Origin of the sequence: Paraglaciecola psychrophila 170 (assembly GCF_000347635.1) — a bacterium.
GTDB classification, from domain to species: Bacteria; Pseudomonadota; Gammaproteobacteria; order Enterobacterales; family Alteromonadaceae; genus Paraglaciecola; species Paraglaciecola psychrophila.
Map to the genome: position 1 here is coordinate 1 of NC_020514.1, position 18,524 is coordinate 18,524.

Below are 18,524 nucleotides of genomic sequence, written 5' to 3' on the forward strand. Positions count from 1 at the left end.
CCTTATTCATAAGGGTGGAGTTGTTTTTCTCGATGTCTATATGGAATCAGTGTCTAGATAGGTTACAGCAGGATTTGCCTATTCAACAATTTAGTATGTGGATAAGACCACTTCAGGCTGAACATGGTGATGCTCATATTACTCTTTTTGCACCGAACCGTTTTGTTTTGGATTGGGTTAGAGATAAATATTTCACGAATATTAACAATTTGTTGGCTGAATTCTGTGGGGATAAAGCTCCTCAGCTACGGTTCGAAGTTAAGGTTGTCAATGTCGACGCTAATAGAAACTTTGGTGCAAACAGTCAGCCTTTATCAGTATCTCAGCATAGGCAAACTAATAGTAATCAATCACCTACATCACCTCCCGTCTCGATAAATAATTCTTATGTGGCTGCACCCATTGCAGCAGGGCATAAAAGTAATATTAATTTAACCTATAAATTTGATAATTTTGTCGAAGGTAAGTCAAATCAGCTAGCAAGAGCTGCTTCTCAACAAGTTGCTGATAATCCTGGTGGCGCGTATAATCCATTGTTTATTTATGGTGGTACCGGGCTAGGTAAAACCCATCTATTACATGCTGTTGGTAACGGCATCATGGATAAAAAGAAAAATGCCACTGTTGTTTATATGCATTCAGAACGTTTCGTTCAAGATATGGTTAAAGCTTTACAAAATAATGCTATTGAAGAATTTAAACGTTATTACCGATCAGTCGATGCTTTACTTATAGACGATATTCAATTTTTCGCGAACAAAGAGCGCTCTCAAGAAGAGTTTTTCCATACCTTCAATGCATTATTAGAAGGTAATCAACAGATAATTCTCACTTCTGATCGTTATCCAAAAGAGATTGTGGGTGTTGAAGACCGACTTAAATCTCGCTTTGGTTGGGGTCTTACGATCGCCATCGAACCACCTGAGTTAGAGACCCGTGTAGCCATTTTGATGCGCAAGGCGGTTGAAAATAAAATATTTTTACCTGATGAAGTTGCTTTCTTTATTGCTAAACGTTTACGCTCAAATGTCCGTGAACTCGAAGGTGCGTTAAACCGGGTCATTGCTAATGCAAACTTTACGGGACGTCCTATTACGATAGATTTTGTTCGTGAAGCGCTTCGTGATTTACTGGCACTGCAAGAAAAATTAGTCACGATCGATAACATTCAAAAGACAGTCGCAGAATATTACAAGATTAAGATGGCTGACATTTTGTCAAAACGGCGCAGCCGAAGTGTCGCCAGACCTAGGCAAATGGCGATGGCTTTGTCTAAAGAATTAACTAACCATAGTTTGCCAGAGATTGGTGACGCTTTTGGTGGACGAGACCACACCACGGTATTGCACGCTTGTAGAAAAATAGTGCAGCTAAGGGAAGAAAGTCATGATATAAAAGAAGACTATCAAAATTTAATACGCACACTTTCTTCATAAAAATTCACGAGTAAAAAGATGAAATTTAGCATTAGTAGGGAAAATTTCTTACAGCCTCTTCAATTAGTTTCAGGTGCAGTTGAACGCCGTCACACATTGCCTATATTATCTAATGTTTTAATAAAGGTTAGTGATAACTCACTCTGGCTAACAGGGACGGATTTAGAAGTGGAATTAATCTCTAACGTCACTTTAAGTGGTGACTTCGTTGAAGGTGAAATTACCGTCCCAGCTAAAAAATTATTAGATATTTGTAGAGGACTTAATGAAGGCAGCAGTATAGATTTTAGTGTTGAATCCAATAAAGCATTGCTGAAGTCTGGACGTAGTAAATATAGTTTATCTACATTGTCTGCTGACGACTATCCTAACCTCGAAGATTGGCAAGGCGATTTAGAGTTCGAAATACCTCAATCAGATTTAAAGCGTCTAATCGACAGCACACATTTTTGTATGGCCCAGCAAGATGTTCGTTATTACTTAAATGGCATGTCCCTCGAGACAGAAGATAACCTCATTCGTACCGTTGCTACAGATGGACATAGGTTGGCTTTGTGTCGTTTAAATTATACAAATGCTACATTAACTAACCGTCAGGTGATTATTCCCCGTAAAGGCGTCTTAGAGATAATCCGCTTAATTGAGGATAATGATAAGTTAGTAAAAGTTCAAGTTGGCTCAAACCACATTAGAATTTTTTCAACTGATTTCATATTTACTAGCAAGCTAGTTGATGGTCGTTTCCCTGATTATAGGCGTGTGTTGCCAAAAGATGGCGATAAAAAAATTGAGTCTAGTAAGGATGTTCTTAAGCACGCTTTTTCCAGAGCTTCAATCCTGTCAAATGAAAAGTTTAGAGGTGTACGTTTAAATCTGTCTAATGGGGAGCTAAAAATTACAGCCAACAATCCAGAGCAGGAAGAAGCTGAAGAAATCGTAGATGTTGATTATCAGGGTGATAGTTTAGAAATTGGCTTTAATGTCGCATACTTAATTGATGTAATGAACGGCTTAAGCTGTGAAGACGTTCGAATTACTTTGGCTGACTCAAATAGCAGTGCATTAATAGAAGACTCTAGGGATGACTCTGCGTTATACGTTATAATGCCAATGAGATTGTAATCAGTCTTTATAAGAAGTTTGGTTCCCTATGAAGCTGGACAAAGTCCAGATAAGTCATTTTAGAAATATTAATGATTTGTCACTTACTGCACATGAAAGTTTAAACGTTTTCTTAGGTGCAAATGGTAGTGGCAAATCTTCAATTCTTGAGGCCTTACATTATTTAGGTTTTGCACGTTCTTTTCGTACTCATAAACACAAAAGTGTTATTAGTCATGATAAACCCGGTTTTACTGTTTTTTGTTCGGCACTGATCGAGGATGGTATTCAGCAAAAATTTGGTATAAGTAGACTATCCAACGACAGTTGTATCGTGAATATAAATGGAAATAAGTCTAGCCGTGCAACAGATTTAGCTAGTTATTTGCCTATCCAAATTTTCACGCCTCAAAGCTCGGATTTATTACTTGGTTCACCAAAGTTACGCAGGCGATATCTAGATTGGTTGTTGTTTCACGTGGAACAATCTTTTAATTTAGATTTTCAGGTTTATAGTAGGTCCTTAAAGCATCTAAATGCCTTGTATAAAAGCTATCAACCAAAGCAAGGTTTAGATTATTGGAATGACATTCTTTGTCAAAAGGGTGAGTCAATTAGTCTAAAAAGAGAAAATTTACTCAATGATCATTTAATACACCTTATTAATTCAAATTTAAAAGATTTTTTACCTGAGTTTTCCTTCGAAATTTCGTATTATAGGGGGTGGGAAAAGGGTTACAGTTTATCGGACGCTGTATTAAAGAATAGGCAACGAGACCAAAAGAATGGTTTTTTAAGCGTTGGACCTCATAAAGCAGACCTACGTATTAAGACCCAAGGTGTAAATGCACATGAGGTTTTATCTAGGGGTCAGTTAAGGATGTTGGTGGCAGGTATGCAACTTGCTCAAACACAGTATTTACATGCCCAGACAGATAAGACCTCAATCTTTCTATTGGATGATGTTGGTGCAGAATTAGATGAAGAAAAAAGAAAAGTGTTTATATCAAGATTGAACACTTCTGATACTCAATTGTTTGTTACAGCTATTGATATCAAACAACTAGAGTTCTTAGAGAACTATAACGATAAAAAAGTGTTTCACGTGGAACATGGCCAGGTGAGAGAGGAGATTTAATCAGATGGCAGAAGAAAATGTATATGATTCGTCGAGTATTAAAGTACTAAAAGGACTTGATGCCGTTAGAAAAAGACCGGGTATGTATATCGGTGATACAGATGATGGAACCGGGTTACACCACATGGTTTTTGAGGTAGTAGATAACTCTATCGATGAAGCACTTGCGGGGCATTGTACAAGTATTAATGTGAAAATACATATTGATGGTTCAGTCTCGGTTAAAGATGATGGTCGCGGTATTCCTACAGAAATTCATGAAGAGGAAGGGGTCTCGGCAGCCGAAGTCATTATGACTGTATTACATGCTGGTGGTAAATTTGATGATAACTCTTATAAAGTATCTGGCGGTTTACATGGTGTAGGTGTATCGGTTGTTAACGCTCTATCCAAGAAGTTAATGCTACAAGTTCGCCGCGGAGGTAAGCTTTATGAGCAAGAGTATCAGCATGGTGTGCCACAGCAGCCATTAGCAGTTATCGGCGAATCAGAAGCCACTGGAACGAGTTTACGTTTTTGGCCCAGTGAAGGTACATTTACAGGTGTTGTGTTTCACTACGACATTTTAGCTAAGAAATTACGTGAATTATCTTTTCTAAATTCAGGCGTGTGTATCATTCTTGAAGATGAGCGCGATGGAAAGACTGACAAATTTGAATATGAAGGTGGTATCACCGCTTTTATTGAATATTTAAACCAAAATAAAACGCCAGTACATCAAAAAATATTCTATTTTGATTCACATCGTGATGATGGTATTTCTGTTGAGGTAGCTATGCAGTGGAATGATAGTTATCAGGAAAACGTTTTTTGCTTCACAAATAATATTCCACAGAAAGATGGAGGTAGTCATTTAGCAGGATTCAGAGGTGCTTTGACTCGAACGCTCAACAACTATATGGACAAAGAAGGCCTTTCAAAGAAAGCAAAAACAAGTACCAGTGGAGATGATGCAAGAGAAGGTTTAACTGCCATTATTTCAGTTAAAGTGCCAGATCCAAAGTTTTCTTCACAAACTAAAGATAAGTTAGTATCTTCAGAAGTTAGACCTGCTGTAGAAACAGCAATGGGTGAGAAGCTTCAGGAGTTTTTATTAGAAAACCCTGCAGAAAGTAAAATCATTGTTGGTAAAATTATAGATGCTGCGAGAGCCAGAGACGCAGCCAGAAAAGCCCGTGAGATGACTCGTAGAAAAGGTGCTTTAGATTTAGCTGGTTTGCCTGGAAAACTAGCTGATTGCCAAGAAAAGGATCCTGCACTTTCAGAGCTATACATAGTGGAAGGAGACTCTGCTGGCGGATCCGCTAAGCAAGGTCGTAATCGTAAAAACCAAGCTATATTGCCACTAAAAGGTAAAATCTTAAACGTCGAAAAGGCTAGATTTGATAAGATGCTTTCCTCTCAAGAAGTAGCAACTCTTATCACTGCATTAGGTTGTGGCATTGGTCGCGACGAATATAACCCAGAGAAGTTACGTTATCATCGAATCATTATAATGACTGACGCTGATGTAGATGGTTCTCACATTCGTACATTACTATTGACCTTCTTCTATAGACAAATGCCAGAGATTATCGAGCGTGGTTATATTTATATCGCCCAACCGCCTCTATATAAAATTAAAAAAGGTAAGCAGGAACAATACCTAAAAGATGATGATTCTTTAACTAAGTATCTTACATCTATCGCCCTAGATAGCGCCTCATTACATGTAAACGAAGATGCCCCTGCTATTACAGGCGTGGCATTGGAAAGCCTAGTTAAACAATACCAAGAAACCGTGGCTATGATTGCTCGTATAAGTCGTTTAATGCCTGAAGTGATACTTAATAAATTAGTCTATAGTCTTACACTTGATATTGAAGATGTAAATAGTGAGCAAAAGTTAACAAACTTTGCAGATGAGTTTACGAAAGGGCTTACGCTGGATGAAACAGATGGAGCAACATATTCTTTTGAAATACGTCATAACTCAGAAAGAAATAACTTTTTTATTACCATTATTATTAGAAAGCACGGGATAGACACCGAGTATCGTATCGATCATGAGTTTATTGTATCTAACGAATATAAACGACTTAAGAACCTTAATTTAGCTATCAATGGCATAATTGAAACGGGTGGTTATGTGAAGCGTAATGACAAGACTAAACCTGTTTCTACCTTCGTAGACGCGTTGGACTGGTTAATGTCTGAATCTAAACGTGGCCAATATATCCAGCGTTATAAAGGACTAGGAGAGATGAATCCAGGTCAGCTATGGGAAACTACCATGGATCCAGCTTCACGACGAATGCTACAAGTAACTATTGAAGATGCAGTAGGTGCTGATCAGCTGTTCACTACTTTAATGGGTGATCAAGTTGAACCTAGAAGAGCATTCATCGAAGAGAACGCTCTTAAAGTAGCCAATTTAGACGTCTAGTTTAAGCTATATATAAAAAGGCCGCTATATAGCGGCCTTTTTATTATGTGTTTATAAATCAATCGGTTATAAGTCTAATTGATACCTTAGGAGCGCCATATCCACTAAAATCTATTGTGAACTGGAACATTCCAGTTTCAGATGGTGTGAACCGAAAGTTTTCATCAGTTGTTACACAATTGGCTCTTACGGATTTACCAACAACAATAACCTTGTCCGATCTATTGGCATAACCGCAGTTCATACCCGGTGTCCAATCGGAGTCTGCGAATTTAAAATCATAAGGTTGTCCATCAGCAATCAATTCAATAGAAGTTGAATAGATTTCATCAGAGGTGGCAACTAACTTATATTTCTCATCCGCTTCCCACCACGAAAAAACACCTCTTAGATATAGGCCATCGAAGTTTTGTTCTTTGGTGAAGCTATCAATAACATTTGTAGCGCAGCCGCTAAGCAAGCTAGCAATAAACACCGCAGATACAAAGCTTATTTTCTTCATATTGGTTTACGTCCTAAAAACATGTCTTTCAAATTGAGATATGGATAAAATTAATTAAGTACTGAAATGTCTGCACAACACAAAAATAAACCTCTGAGCCTTGATAATAAGGTTAGTCGATTTCGCTTAACTGACTCGTCATCTGCCATAACCATAACATTCTCAAAAAATTCATCAATTGGTTGTCTTAGCTCAGCTAAAACAATTAATGCATTAGTATAGTCTGACTTATCAAGCATGGGTTGAATGCGTGCTTCCACGGACTCTACACTAATCGCTAAGGCTATTTCGGCAGGCTCTTTCAACAACTCCTTATTAAAAGACAATTCCTCTTTAAAAACGTTTTTAGCCAATATATTTGCTACACGTTTATTTGCTGCCGCTAGTGATTCTGCAGATTCTAAGGTGTTGAACGATTTAACTGCTTCAACTCTTGCTGCAAAATCAGCTGGTCGAGTAGGGCGATTAACTGCAACCGCTTGTACAACTCCGGTGGAAATGCCTTGTTCTGCATACCAAGCTTTAAATCTTGCCAATACAAAATCTACAACTTTTGTTTGAAGGTTTTCAGATCTTATCTTGTCACCAAATGTAGCAATCGATGCATCAACTAAATCGTTCAGATCTAGCGGCAAAGATTTTTCAACAATTATACGTAATACACCAATTGAAGCTCGACGTAAGGCAAAGGGGTCTTTATCACCTTTTGGTGTTTGACCTATACCAAAAATTCCAACTAAGGTATCTATCTTATCGGCTAAGGCAACACATATACTGACATCAGATGTGGGTAAGTTGTCACCAGCAAATCGTGGCATATATTGTTCGTTTTGTGCCAACGCTACAAGCTCAGTTTCTCCATCTACTCTCGCATAATGCATACCCATGACGCCCTGTACGTCAGGAAATTCCATAACCATATTAGTCATTAAGTCTGTTTTACATAACAAACCTGCTCTGTGAGAGGCATCTTGATCTGCTCCTAACATAACAGCGATACTTTTTGCCATAGAAGCAATACGTTCAGATTTTTCGTAAACGGTACCTAATTGTTTCTGAAACAATATGGTTTTTAAGCTTTCAAGACGTGATGCTAATGTTTGTTTTTTATCAGTATTAAAGAAAAACTCAGCATCAGCTAATCTTGGTCTAATAACTTTTTCATTACCACTGATAATAGTTTGAGGATCTTTACTTTCTATATTTGTAATAAAAATGAATCTAGACCTTAATTGGCCATTTTCATCAAGTAAAGGAAAGTATTTTTGATCATCTTTCATAGTGTAAATGAGAGCTTCCTTAGGGACGGCTAAAAAAGACTCTTCAAAATTTGCGACTAAGGCTACAGGCCACTCCACCAGTGATGTGACTTCTTCTAATAATTCTTCATTCACGTCTGCAATGGCGTTTTCTTGCTTGGCTAAAGCCCTAACCTGCTCTAATATTATCGACTTACGATGTTCGTGGTCAGCTATGACAAAGTGTCGTTTAAGCTGACTGAGGTAATTATCTGCACAGTCAAGCTCAAAAGGGGCGTCACAGTGGAATCTGTGACCATTTATCAATCGTGCAGAATTAACATCCAAAACTTTGCCGTGTATAAGGTCGGATCCGTATAACATAGTCACTGTATGAATTGGTCTAATAAATTGAGTGGATTTTGAACCCCAGCGCATTGGCTTAGGAATAGGCAGGGCCTTTAATGCTTTCTCAACCAACTCTGGAAGGAGTTGCGTAATAGATTGTCCCTTGACTTGTGCTTTAAACAACAGCCATTCGCCTTTATCTGTCTTTAATCGTTCTGCTTGGTCGACGTCAATTCCATTCGAACGTGCCCATCCTTGCGCTGCTTTGGTAGGCTCACCATTTTGGTCGAATGCTGTTGCAATCGCAGGACCACGCTTTTCAACGTGTTTATCCGCTTGATATTCAGATAATCCCTCAACTAGAACTGCAATACGTCTTGGTGAGGCATACCAAATAACGTGACTAAATATTAGTTCGTTATCAGAAAATCCTGTCTTTATGTTGTCTCTAAAAGCTAATGCCAAATTGGCCAAAGACTTTGGAGGTAATTCTTCTGTGCCAATTTCAATTAATAGATTGTCAGTTCGCATGGCTACTTCTCCTTATTACACATTGGAAAGCCAAGAGCTTCCCGCGCTTCGTAATACACTTTTGCGCAGGCCTTTGAAAGAGTTCTTACTCTTAAAATATAACGCTGGCGTTCGGTTACAGAAATAGCGTGCCTAGCATCTAAAAGATTGAACGCGTGAGAGGCCTTCATAACCTGCTCATATGCGGGTAAAGGTAAATTAGCTACAATCAATTTTTCACAATCTTTTTCACATTGGTCAAAAGTGGTAAACAAGGCGTTTACATCAGCGTGTTCGAAGTTATAAGCTGATTGCTCAACTTCATTTTGATGAAATACATCGCCATATGTAACAGTTCCCATGGGGCCATTGGTCCACACTAGGTCATATATACTGTCTACACCTTGGATATACATGGCTAGACGTTCTAAACCGTAAGTGATCTCTCCCGTAACAGGCGAACACTCGATGCCACCTACTTGCTGAAAATAGGTGAACTGTGTGACTTCCATACCATTTAGCCATACCTCCCAGCCCAAACCCCAAGCGCCTAAAGTGGGGGATTCCCAGTTATCTTCAACAAACCGAATATCATGTACTAGAAGATCAAACCCCAGTTCTTTTAACGAACCCAAATACAACTCTTGAATATTCTCAGGTGAGGGCTTAAGCATGACCTGAAACTGATAGTATTGTTGCAGACGATTAGGATTCTCACCATATCGGCCATCGGTAGGACGTCGACAAGGCTGCACATAAGCACTGCTTATTGGCTCTGGGCCAATAGATCTGAGGAACGTCATAGGATGAAATGTACCAGCACCTACTTCCATATCGAGGGGCTGGATGATCACGCATCCTTGTCTTGCCCAATAATCTTGAAGCGCTAAAATTAGTCCTTGAAATGTCTTACAATCAAACTTTTGCATATGCTCTTGCATTTCCTCTGCCTCTAGGGCTTGCCGATTAATTAAACTTTAAAATACCTCTGAGTATACCTTTGTAGTCGATTCAATGTAGGCCTAAAGATGATTATAAGATTATTAAGACGTGGAAGTGCATATCAATTGGAAAAAATACGCTGTAGTTGAGTAAGTGTGGATAAGTATTAACAAAATCATATCAATGAATAGGGAAGACCTGTTCAAGTCAGCCTATAATTGTTTGGAAATTATGATAAAGAAGTAGGCAGGACTTTGGTGGAACATGATATTAAAGAAAGTTAATTATGAATTAACGCTATATAATTTAGACTCAGTAAAAATAGTAACCTTGACTTATCGGGGGGCGAGTGAATATTGAAAATATCTAAGTAGTCCAAAATCGTTTAAAAATCCAATCTATGATAAAAATACTAAAGAATATTTGCATATAGTTGAACTAAATCCTTCAAGAATCATGTATGGCAGTTTGAAGATAATAAAACCACCACTAATAAATAGTCAAAAAGTATGGGCTCTACTTCGACAGAACGCTCCGATAATACGGCAATGTATCTGAAAAAGCAGGGTCAATTGTAGACACAAGGTTTGGATGAGCCATAAGGCAAACTGCTGGAATGATAAACGATCATACAGCAGGTTGATTTTTTTCCGTGAAACCACGATTTGGAAGCTAGTAAAAAGCAATAGCTAATATTATATGTTTACTAAATAGCAAACTTTGTTAAAACCGCGACATCATTCAGTATTTGGGTTTCGAGTTGCGCTTCTAAGTCCTCTCTTTGGAGGTCTTGTTGTAGCGTTTCTTTTTTGGATTGTAACTTTCTAGCATCATGAGTAGGCAGGTCTTTAACTTGATAATACAAAGAATAAAGCCCTGTAAATTTCTGAGAAAAATCAGGCTTATCTTTTACAGGCAACGCTTCTAAGAGATGAAATAGTCTAATACAGCCCTCTGACAAATTACATTGTTGCTGTTGTAATGCTTTAGCAATGGTTTGAATACTTTCAGAGATGTTATCTATTCTTTTTTGTGTTTTTTCGTTACGCAACCTCCGCTGAGTTCTTAATTTAAATATTAAAGAACCAGCATAAAATGCGAGAATGCCTACAATAGATGATGCGATAACAATAAAAGCTATATTCATAATTTTTTAACTAATGGTTACTCTTTAAAGTCGTTTATATTGATAGCTTCAAACTGTGCATAAAGATCTGTTTGTCGTTCAGACTGTTCATCAGGTTCTTCAATATCATCTGTAAGTCCAAGCATTTCGCATAGTACTTTGTGTCTTGCTAATGTTAAATCTACAAAATGTTGGTCTTCTCTGGCAATTTTTTTGCCTATTTCAATATTGTCCAAAAGTGTTGCTAAACGAGGATCTTGCTCAATAGCTGCAAGCTCCTGAGTTGGAGAAAAGTATTTAACTTTTTTGGTAGCTGATTTTTGTTCTTTTGTTTCTGCAAATAAGCTAACAGGCTTTTTACTGCCATGTCTTGGATCTTTATTAACCTTCTTATGGTCTTGGTTAACTGTTAGAGCTTCGTTGTTACGAGTTCCTGCAGGTTTTCCAAGATGTTTTCTGACCCGTTTTTCGCTGGGTTTGCGCACATTTGAAGGTGTTTTAGAAATACCAATTTTGCCAACTTTACGAGATTTTTTTTGCCTAGCCATAGATCACCTGTGTAGGGCACATTAATGGCGTGATTCTACATTAGTTTTGCGAGTACAGGTGTGATTACAGTGAATTTTTGACAGAAAAAAAGCGATAGTAGACTATCGCTCCTTCGTAGATCAGAGTGTCAGCAGACACTTCTCCCAATATGTGTTCATCCTAAACAACTTATATCCATTTTATCTTCACTTATTATTAATATTTACGAAGATTATTTTATTGTTATCGATCTTCCTGATACTTTATTGTTCATCCTTATATTTCTGTCGAGGCTTTAAAATGCAAATCATACAAACTGATTTGCTACTTCCATGACAAGCAACGTGCTTGTAATTCCTTGTTGTTATTATTCGCCCAAAAGAATACAGGATAAACAAAAATTTACAACTTATTTACAATTGAGATGCAAATTAGCTGTAAATATTCTGAAATATTAAGACGCAACTAAGACTATTGGTTATTAATTGCGAAAAAATGGTTAATGTAAACCAGCTACGTAGTCTGATATCAACTTAATATCTTCGTCAGTCAATCTTTTAGCAATATCGGCCATCATTCCATTTAAAGAGTTGGCTCTATCACCGGACCGGAAGGCTTTTAGCTGAGAAGCTATATAGACAGAATGCTGGCCACTTATGTCAGGGAAACCAGATAAGCTTGTTCCATTTCCTCTTGGTCCATGACAAGCAATACATGCGGTAATACCTCGCTTCAAGTCTCCGCCAACATATAATTTGTTACCTTGTACGACGGCATCTGGGGAAGATTCACCAGGTGTAGCGTCTTGGCTTGAAAAATATGCTGCTAAGTCAAGAATGTCTTGTTCTGATAATGCAGCGGACATGCCATTCATTATCGCGTTATTTCTGCCTTCTTTGCCGCCTGTTTGACTGGCTAATTTGAATTCTGTTAATTGTTTAGCTAAATATTTTGCATGTTGTCCAGCAAGTTTGGGGTTCATAGGTATCGCACTATTTCCATCTACGCCATGACATGCGCCACACGTAATAGATTTCGCCTTACCGTTTTCAGCATTCCCTTGATCAGCCGCAGATACACTAAAGCCCATAAACAAACAGACTAGCAAACTTATATTTTTCATCTTTATCTCTTTAAGCATTTGATTAGCTGCCTACCTTTAAATCGTTGGTTGGGTATTTTACACATTTACACGTACAGTAAAATAAATTCATTTAATAAGTTATGATTATATCTGATTTTAAAGAACGCAATAATTCTTCTTTTCCCTGATATAATGTATACGATAATTTTAAATAATAGTTTTGTAGCGTTTTTCAGGAGTAAGTGTGAGTCATTATAGCCAAGCAAAGTTTAGTATCAGTGCCCCTGATATTACACACCTAGGACCCGATGAAGGAATTGAAGTTGCTTTTGCCGGTCGTTCAAATGCCGGGAAATCTAGCGCCTTAAACAAATTAACTCGACAAAAAGGGCTAGCACGGACCAGTAAAACGCCGGGGCGGACACAATTAATAAATGTGTTCGAGCTAGATGAAAATCGCAGGTTAATAGACTTGCCCGGTTATGGATATGCAAAAGTGCCAATAGCCATAAAAAAGAAATGGCAAAGATCATTGGGTGAATATTTACAAAAAAGAGAGAGTATCAAAGGGCTCGTCGTCTTGATGGATATTCGTCACCCTTTTAAAGATTTAGATCAAGACTTAATAAATTGGGCGGTTGCAGCAGAATTACCTGTACTTGCGCTACTGACTAAAGCCGATAAATTTAAATCGGGTAAACGCAAAAACCAGCTGATGATGGCCCGAGAGGCGGCATTAGCATTTTGTGGCGATGTTACTGTTGATGTATTTTCGTCCTTAAGCGGAATTGGATTAGAAAATTTGCAAGAAAAGTTAGATGGCTGGTATGGCTATGAGAGGAAGGCTACATAACCATAAAAAGCCCTAGACGAGTTGTACAGGGCTAAATAATAACAAACCACGTGAAAAATGTTAATACAGGATGCTCGATCGTGGGAATATTTCCATATATTTCAAGTGTTTCAAGTAAAAAAACCCCATTAAATAATGGGGTAAAACACATAGGGACACACATGAACTATAGATAGGAGTTTAGCTAAAACATAAAGTTCAAAATAACTTAATGTTTTTAATGTTAAAAAGCTGCCTCTAGCCTGCGTCCATTCAGTGATTATAAATATATTACCCGGTAACATTATTACAGAAGCATTTCAAAAATCACCTAATGCAATACTGTCCTATTATCTACGAGTTCAAATGAATGCTAGATAAGTTTAATGAGCTTCATCCCAATTTATTCCGACACCAGCCTCAACAGTGAGTGGCACATCAAGCTGCACGGCTTGTTCCATCAACGATATTATTTTGTTTTTATATTCGATTAATTTATGTTCTTTGATTTCAAACACCAGTTCGTCATGTACTTGCATAATCATACGCACATCATCATTAGGTAAGGTATCAATCCAATCATCAACTGCCAACATGGCTTTTTTGATTATGTCTGCTGCAGTTCCTTGCATTGGCGCATTTATCGCCGCGCGCTCTGCGCCTTTTCTGCGCATACCATTACTGGCATTAATTTCGGGTAAGTATAAACGCCTACCAAAAACAGTCGAGACATAACCTTTCTCCTTGGCTATTTGTCGTGTGCTTTCCATGTAGGTCAAAACTGATGGATAACGTTCAAAATACAGATCCATATATTTTTGTGCATCGAAACGAGAAATATTCAGTTGTTTTGACAAGCCAAATGCAGACATACCGTAGATTAAACCAAAGTTTATGGCTTTAGCATTTCTACGTTGTTCAATACTGACCTCTTTAAGAGGTGTATCAAACACTTCTGAAGCCGTTGCCGTGTGAATGTCTTGTCCGGTTGCAAAGGCATTCAACAAACCTTTGTCACTTGATAAATGCGCCATGATCCGCAATTCAATTTGTGAATAATCAGCAGCAACAATTTTATATCCTTCTCTGGCAATGAAGGCTTGTCTAACTCGTCGTCCTTCTTCAGTTCGAATCGGAATGTTTTGAAGATTAGGCTCTGTAGATGACAATCTACCCGTTGCCGTAATCGCTTGATGATAAGACGTGTGAACTCTGCCTGTTCGAGCATTTATCATCTTGGGTAATTTATCGGTATAAGTATTTTTTAACTTGCTTAATCCCCGGTATTCCATCAACAATTTAGGCAGTGGGTAATTGATAGCCAACTCCTGTAAAACTTCTTCAGCAGTTGATGGCGCTCCTTTTGGGGTTTTTTTCAGTACGGGGAGGTCCATTTTTTTGTAGAGGATTTCCTGCAATTGCTTTGGTGAGCCTAAATTAAACTCCTCGCCAGCGAGTGTATGTACTTCTTTTTCTAACTCTAAGATACGCACCGCTAAATCTTGACTTTGTTGTGCAAGTTTTTGGCTGTCTATAAGTACGCCAAATTGTTCCATTTTTGCTAAAACAGGAGATAAGGGCAGTTCTATTTCCTTAAATACATTTACTAAGTCTTTTTCTTCACTAAGTTTTCGCCAAATTACCTTGTGCAACCTTAGTGTTATATCTGCATCTTCGGCTGCGTAGGGTGATGCCTTATCGAGTGGAATTTGATTAAACGTTACTTGTTTTACACCTTTTCCAGCAATATCTTCAAAGTGAATAGTGCTTTGTCCGAGATATTTTTCTGCCAAACTATCCATATCGTGACGGGTAGTCACACTATTCAACACATAAGATTCAAGCATTGTATCGAACGCAATGCCTTGTAAATTAATGTCGTAATTAGCAAGTACATTCTTGTCGTACTTAAGATGCTGCCCTACTTTTTTTATATCAGGATTTTCTAATAGAGGTTTAAGTGTGGCTAATACATGTGCTCGGTTAAGTTGTTCAGGGGCATCTAAATAATCATGAGCAACTGGCAAGTAAGCGGCTTCACCCTCTGCTACAGAAAACGATACTCCCACTAATTCAGCATCCATATAATTTAAGCTGGTTGTTTCGGTATCGAATGCAAACAATTCTGCAGCTTTAAGCTTTTCTAACCAGGTATCGAAATCGGTTTGAGTTAATATAGTCTGATAATTATTAGTATCGACTTTTAGTTCGTTGTGTTTTTCTGGTAATTCATTTTGGATGGTTGATGTTTGTTTTATCTTTTGTTGAGTTTCTGTTAACAAACGCTTCAACTCGAATTGAGTGCTCAAGGTTATTAATTTTTCATAATCAATCTCAGAGGGTTTTATGTCTTGTACGTTTTCGGGTAAATCGACATCTAATTTTATTGTGGCTAATTCGTAAGACAAAGGCAGATGACTCAATGCATTACGTAAATGTTCGCCAACTTTTCCTTTTACACTGCTTGCCTTGGCCATAACTTGTTCAAGTGTGCCATGTTCAGCTAACCATTTAGCCGCTGTTTTAGGTCCGCATTTGTCAACACCTGGAATATTGTCAACTTTGTCACCCATTAAGGCTAGATAATCAATAATTTGGTCGGGTCTTACAGCAAACTTTTCCAGAACCCCTGCTTCGTCCATTTCGACATTAGTCATGGTATTGATTAATCGGACATGGGCCGTAACAAGCTGTGCCATATCTTTATCTCCGGTAGAAATAATTGTTTCCATTCCGAGATTAGAGGCTTGGTTAGCAAGTGTACCAATCACATCGTCTGCTTCGACTCCATCAATAACTAATAAAGGTAGTCCCATTGCCCCGATAATGTCATGCAAAGGCGCAATTTGTGTTCTTAGGTCGTCTGGCATCGGTGGACGATTGGCTTTGTATTCTGCATACATTTCATTGCGAAAGGTTTTACCTTTGGCATCAAACACAACTACTATATTACCGTCGGGATAATCTTTTTGAAGGCTCTTTATCATGTTTAACACACCAGTAATTGCACCAGTAGGCTGTCCGTAAGAGGTCGATAACGCTTGCAGATAAGGCACGTGGTAAGCTCTGAATAAATAAGATGAACCATCAACTAATACTAGTGGGTTAGAGGGAGATTTTGTTGCAGATGCCATAAGATGTGCCCATATATTTATTTTATAAGTTTGTGAATTTGAAAGAGTGTCATAAGTGGTAGCATTTATCACTAGTCCAGAACGAAATCTGTGGATAACTATGTAGATAATGTGATAGACAATTTATTTTTTGGTAGGTGCACATGTTAAGCAACAATAAAAAACATATAATAAACATGTGCTTATGAATAGTTTAAAATTTAAAAAATAAAAATTTTATGACAAGTGTTTTGTGGATAAGTTTTTATAGTTAGCTAATGTAACTATAAAAACAGGATAGAAGATACACGCAAGTTGGACACTAGAAAAGAACATTTTTAAATTATTTTAAGTTACATTTAAGGCTAGATATGGACAAAAAAATATAAGCCATGATTTGTCTATTCTGTAGGCCATTTTTATCTAGGAATAAGTAAGAAATTCATTTGAATTTATGTAAGTAAGCACTTGCAAACAAAATTATGCGCCTTTGTTTTTAACAAATCGGAATTGTTGTCAAATTTTGTCGAAATACTTTCGAAGGCCACGATCTTTCTGTTATCTTGTTAATAAATACGTGATCATAATTAAAAGTTAGCTTTTTTTGAATTAAACTTTTGGTTTGCAGCAAACAATAATCACAAGAAAAATAGTTAATTCAATGATTTACTTAACGTTAAACTTTTTCCCCCTAAACTTGCCGGTCGTGCTGAGTGGCGGTTCTATTTTGGTTCAAAACTAAAGCATGCAATATCGTAATATTATTCGGATTTTGGGGCTTCTTGTTGCTTTATTCAGTGTCACCATGATTCCTCCGGCAATTGTGTCCGTTATCTATGAAGATGGCAGTGGCCTACCATTTTTATTGGCATTTCTTTTATGTTTAATCACGGGGTTAGCTATTTGGTATCCCAATAGAAGTTATAAAAATGACTTAAGGGCCAAGGAAGGGTTCTTAATTGTGGTGTTATTCTGGACTGTTTTGGCTAGTTTTGGTGCATTACCATTTTTATTATTAGAACAGCCACAGATGTCTACTACAGATGCATTTTTTGAATCTTTTTCTGGTCTAACAACAACTGGCGCAACTGTTATTGAGGGAATCGACTATTTGCCTAAGGCCATTCAGTTTTATCGCCAGCAACTTCAATGGCTCGGTGGCATGGGTATCATTGTTCTTGCGGTGGCAATCTTACCTATATTAGGTGTGGGGGGAATGCAATTATATAGAGCAGAGACGCCTGGACCTGTAAAGGATTCTAAGATGACACCAAGGATAGCAGATACAGCCAAACATCTTTGGTACATATACTTATCTCTCACTATATTTTGTACCTTAGCGTTTTGGGTAGTGGGTATGAATTGGTTTGATGCAATTTGCCATGCATTTTCAACCATCGCTATAGGGGGATTTAGTAACTATGATGCAAGTTTAGGTCATTTTAATAGTGTGGGTGTGAATATAGTTTGTGTCATATTCCTATGGATTGCGGCGCTAAACTTTGCTCTGCATTACGCTGCTGCTAGTGGGCGTTCCTTAAAGGGATACTTTCGCGATCCAGAACTAAAAGTATTTTTTGTCATACAAGTTAGCTTAGTGTTGATTTGTTTTATTGTGCTAATGCAATTTAGTTGGTACTCAGATGCTGGGATTGCTTTCGACCAAGCCTTAATTCAATCTGTATCTGTGAGCACAACTGCGGGCTTCACCACTACAGACTTCTCGAATTGGCCGGTGTTTTTGCCTATCATGTTAATCTTCTCAAGTTTTATTGGTGGATGTGCAGGCTCAACAGGAGGTGGATTAAAAGTTATTCGAGTGTTCTTGTTATACTTACAAGGCAAAAGAGAGGTCGACCGTTTAATTCACCCTAAGGCGGTTTATTCGGTGAAGTTAGGAGAAAGGGCGCTGCCAGACAGAGTCGTTGAAGCTGTGTGGGGATTCTTTTCAGCTTATGCCATGATCTTTGTCATTATTATGGTGGGTCTTATCGCTACAGGTATGGACGACGTCACAGCTTTTAGTGCAACAGCTGCAACTCTTAATAATTTAGGACCAGGCTTAGGCGAAGTGGCTGCTACATATGCTGATGTGTCTGATAGCGGAAAGTGGTTGTTAATAATAGCAATGCTGTTCGGTAGATTAGAAGTGTTTTCATTGTTAGTACTTTTTTCCCCTACTTTTTGGCGAAGCTAAACAT

General features: G+C 37.9%; 13 protein-coding genes. 6 read left to right on the forward strand and 7 right to left on the reverse strand.

Features of this window, described 5'->3' with window-relative positions; all coding sequences use genetic code 11:
- Positions 1–32 precede the first annotated feature (32 nt).
- The 4 genes from dnaA to gyrB are packed head-to-tail and all read left to right on the forward strand — an operon-like array spanning position 33 to position 6,100.
- Positions 33–1,436: a chromosomal replication initiator protein DnaA gene (gene dnaA / locus C427_RS00005; protein ID WP_007634713.1), complete on the forward strand. Its 1,404-nt coding sequence runs from the start codon at positions 33–35 to the stop codon at positions 1,434–1,436.
- A gap of 18 nt (positions 1,437–1,454) precedes the next feature.
- The gene (gene dnaN, locus C427_RS00010; protein ID WP_034898507.1) at positions 1,455–2,558 is read left to right on the forward strand and encodes a DNA polymerase III subunit beta; all 1,104 of its coding nucleotides are present in this window, start codon (positions 1,455–1,457) and stop codon (positions 2,556–2,558) included.
- Positions 2,559–2,586: 28 nt separating this feature from the next.
- Positions 2,587–3,675 (forward strand): DNA replication/repair protein RecF, encoded by a 1,089-nt coding sequence (gene recF, locus C427_RS00015; protein ID WP_007634717.1) that lies wholly within the window; start codon positions 2,587–2,589, stop codon positions 3,673–3,675.
- A 4-nt stretch (positions 3,676–3,679) separates the two neighbouring features.
- Positions 3,680–6,100, forward strand: a complete 2,421-nt coding sequence (gene gyrB / locus C427_RS00020) for a DNA topoisomerase (ATP-hydrolyzing) subunit B (protein ID WP_007634719.1) — start codon at positions 3,680–3,682, stop codon at positions 6,098–6,100.
- 58 nt (positions 6,101–6,158) lie between these two features.
- Here the strand turns inward: gyrB and C427_RS00025 are convergent, their stop codons facing one another.
- The 6 genes from C427_RS00025 to C427_RS00050 form a co-directional block, all read right to left on the reverse strand.
- Positions 6,159–6,602, reverse strand: a complete 444-nt coding sequence (locus tag C427_RS00025; protein ID WP_007634720.1) for an early set domain-containing protein — start codon at positions 6,600–6,602, stop codon at positions 6,159–6,161.
- Positions 6,603–6,652: 50 nt separating this feature from the next.
- A complete protein-coding gene (gene glyS, locus C427_RS00030) occupies positions 6,653–8,719 on the reverse strand; it encodes a glycine--tRNA ligase subunit beta (protein ID WP_007634721.1) in 2,067 nt (688 codons plus the stop codon).
- Between the two features lie 2 nt (positions 8,720–8,721).
- Positions 8,722–9,627: a glycine--tRNA ligase subunit alpha gene (glyQ, locus tag C427_RS00035; protein WP_007634722.1), complete on the reverse strand. Its 906-nt coding sequence runs from the start codon at positions 9,625–9,627 to the stop codon at positions 8,722–8,724.
- A gap of 719 nt (positions 9,628–10,346) precedes the next feature.
- Positions 10,347–10,787, reverse strand: a complete 441-nt coding sequence (locus tag C427_RS00040) for a DUF2489 domain-containing protein (protein ID WP_007634723.1) — start codon at positions 10,785–10,787, stop codon at positions 10,347–10,349.
- A 17-nt stretch (positions 10,788–10,804) separates the two neighbouring features.
- Positions 10,805–11,314, reverse strand: a complete 510-nt coding sequence (gene yihI, locus C427_RS00045; RefSeq protein ID WP_007634724.1) for a Der GTPase-activating protein YihI — start codon at positions 11,312–11,314, stop codon at positions 10,805–10,807.
- Between the two features lie 479 nt (positions 11,315–11,793).
- A complete protein-coding gene (locus C427_RS00050; RefSeq protein ID WP_015430221.1) occupies positions 11,794–12,417 on the reverse strand; it encodes a c-type cytochrome in 624 nt (207 codons plus the stop codon).
- Between the two features lie 205 nt (positions 12,418–12,622).
- On the opposite strand from C427_RS00050, the gene yihA reads away from it, so the two are divergent.
- Positions 12,623–13,231, forward strand: coding sequence for a ribosome biogenesis GTP-binding protein YihA/YsxC (yihA, locus tag C427_RS00055; RefSeq protein WP_007634726.1), 609 nt, complete (start codon positions 12,623–12,625; stop codon positions 13,229–13,231).
- 362 nt (positions 13,232–13,593) lie between these two features.
- Here the strand turns inward: yihA and polA are convergent, their stop codons facing one another.
- A complete protein-coding gene (gene polA, locus C427_RS00060; RefSeq protein WP_007634730.1) occupies positions 13,594–16,344 on the reverse strand; it encodes a DNA polymerase I in 2,751 nt (916 codons plus the stop codon).
- A gap of 724 nt (positions 16,345–17,068) precedes the next feature.
- Here polA and C427_RS00065 point away from each other — a divergent pair.
- Positions 17,069–18,520 (forward strand): TrkH family potassium uptake protein, encoded by a 1,452-nt coding sequence (locus tag C427_RS00065; protein ID WP_007634731.1) that lies wholly within the window; start codon positions 17,069–17,071, stop codon positions 18,518–18,520.
- The last annotated feature ends 4 nt before the right edge of the window (positions 18,521–18,524 follow it).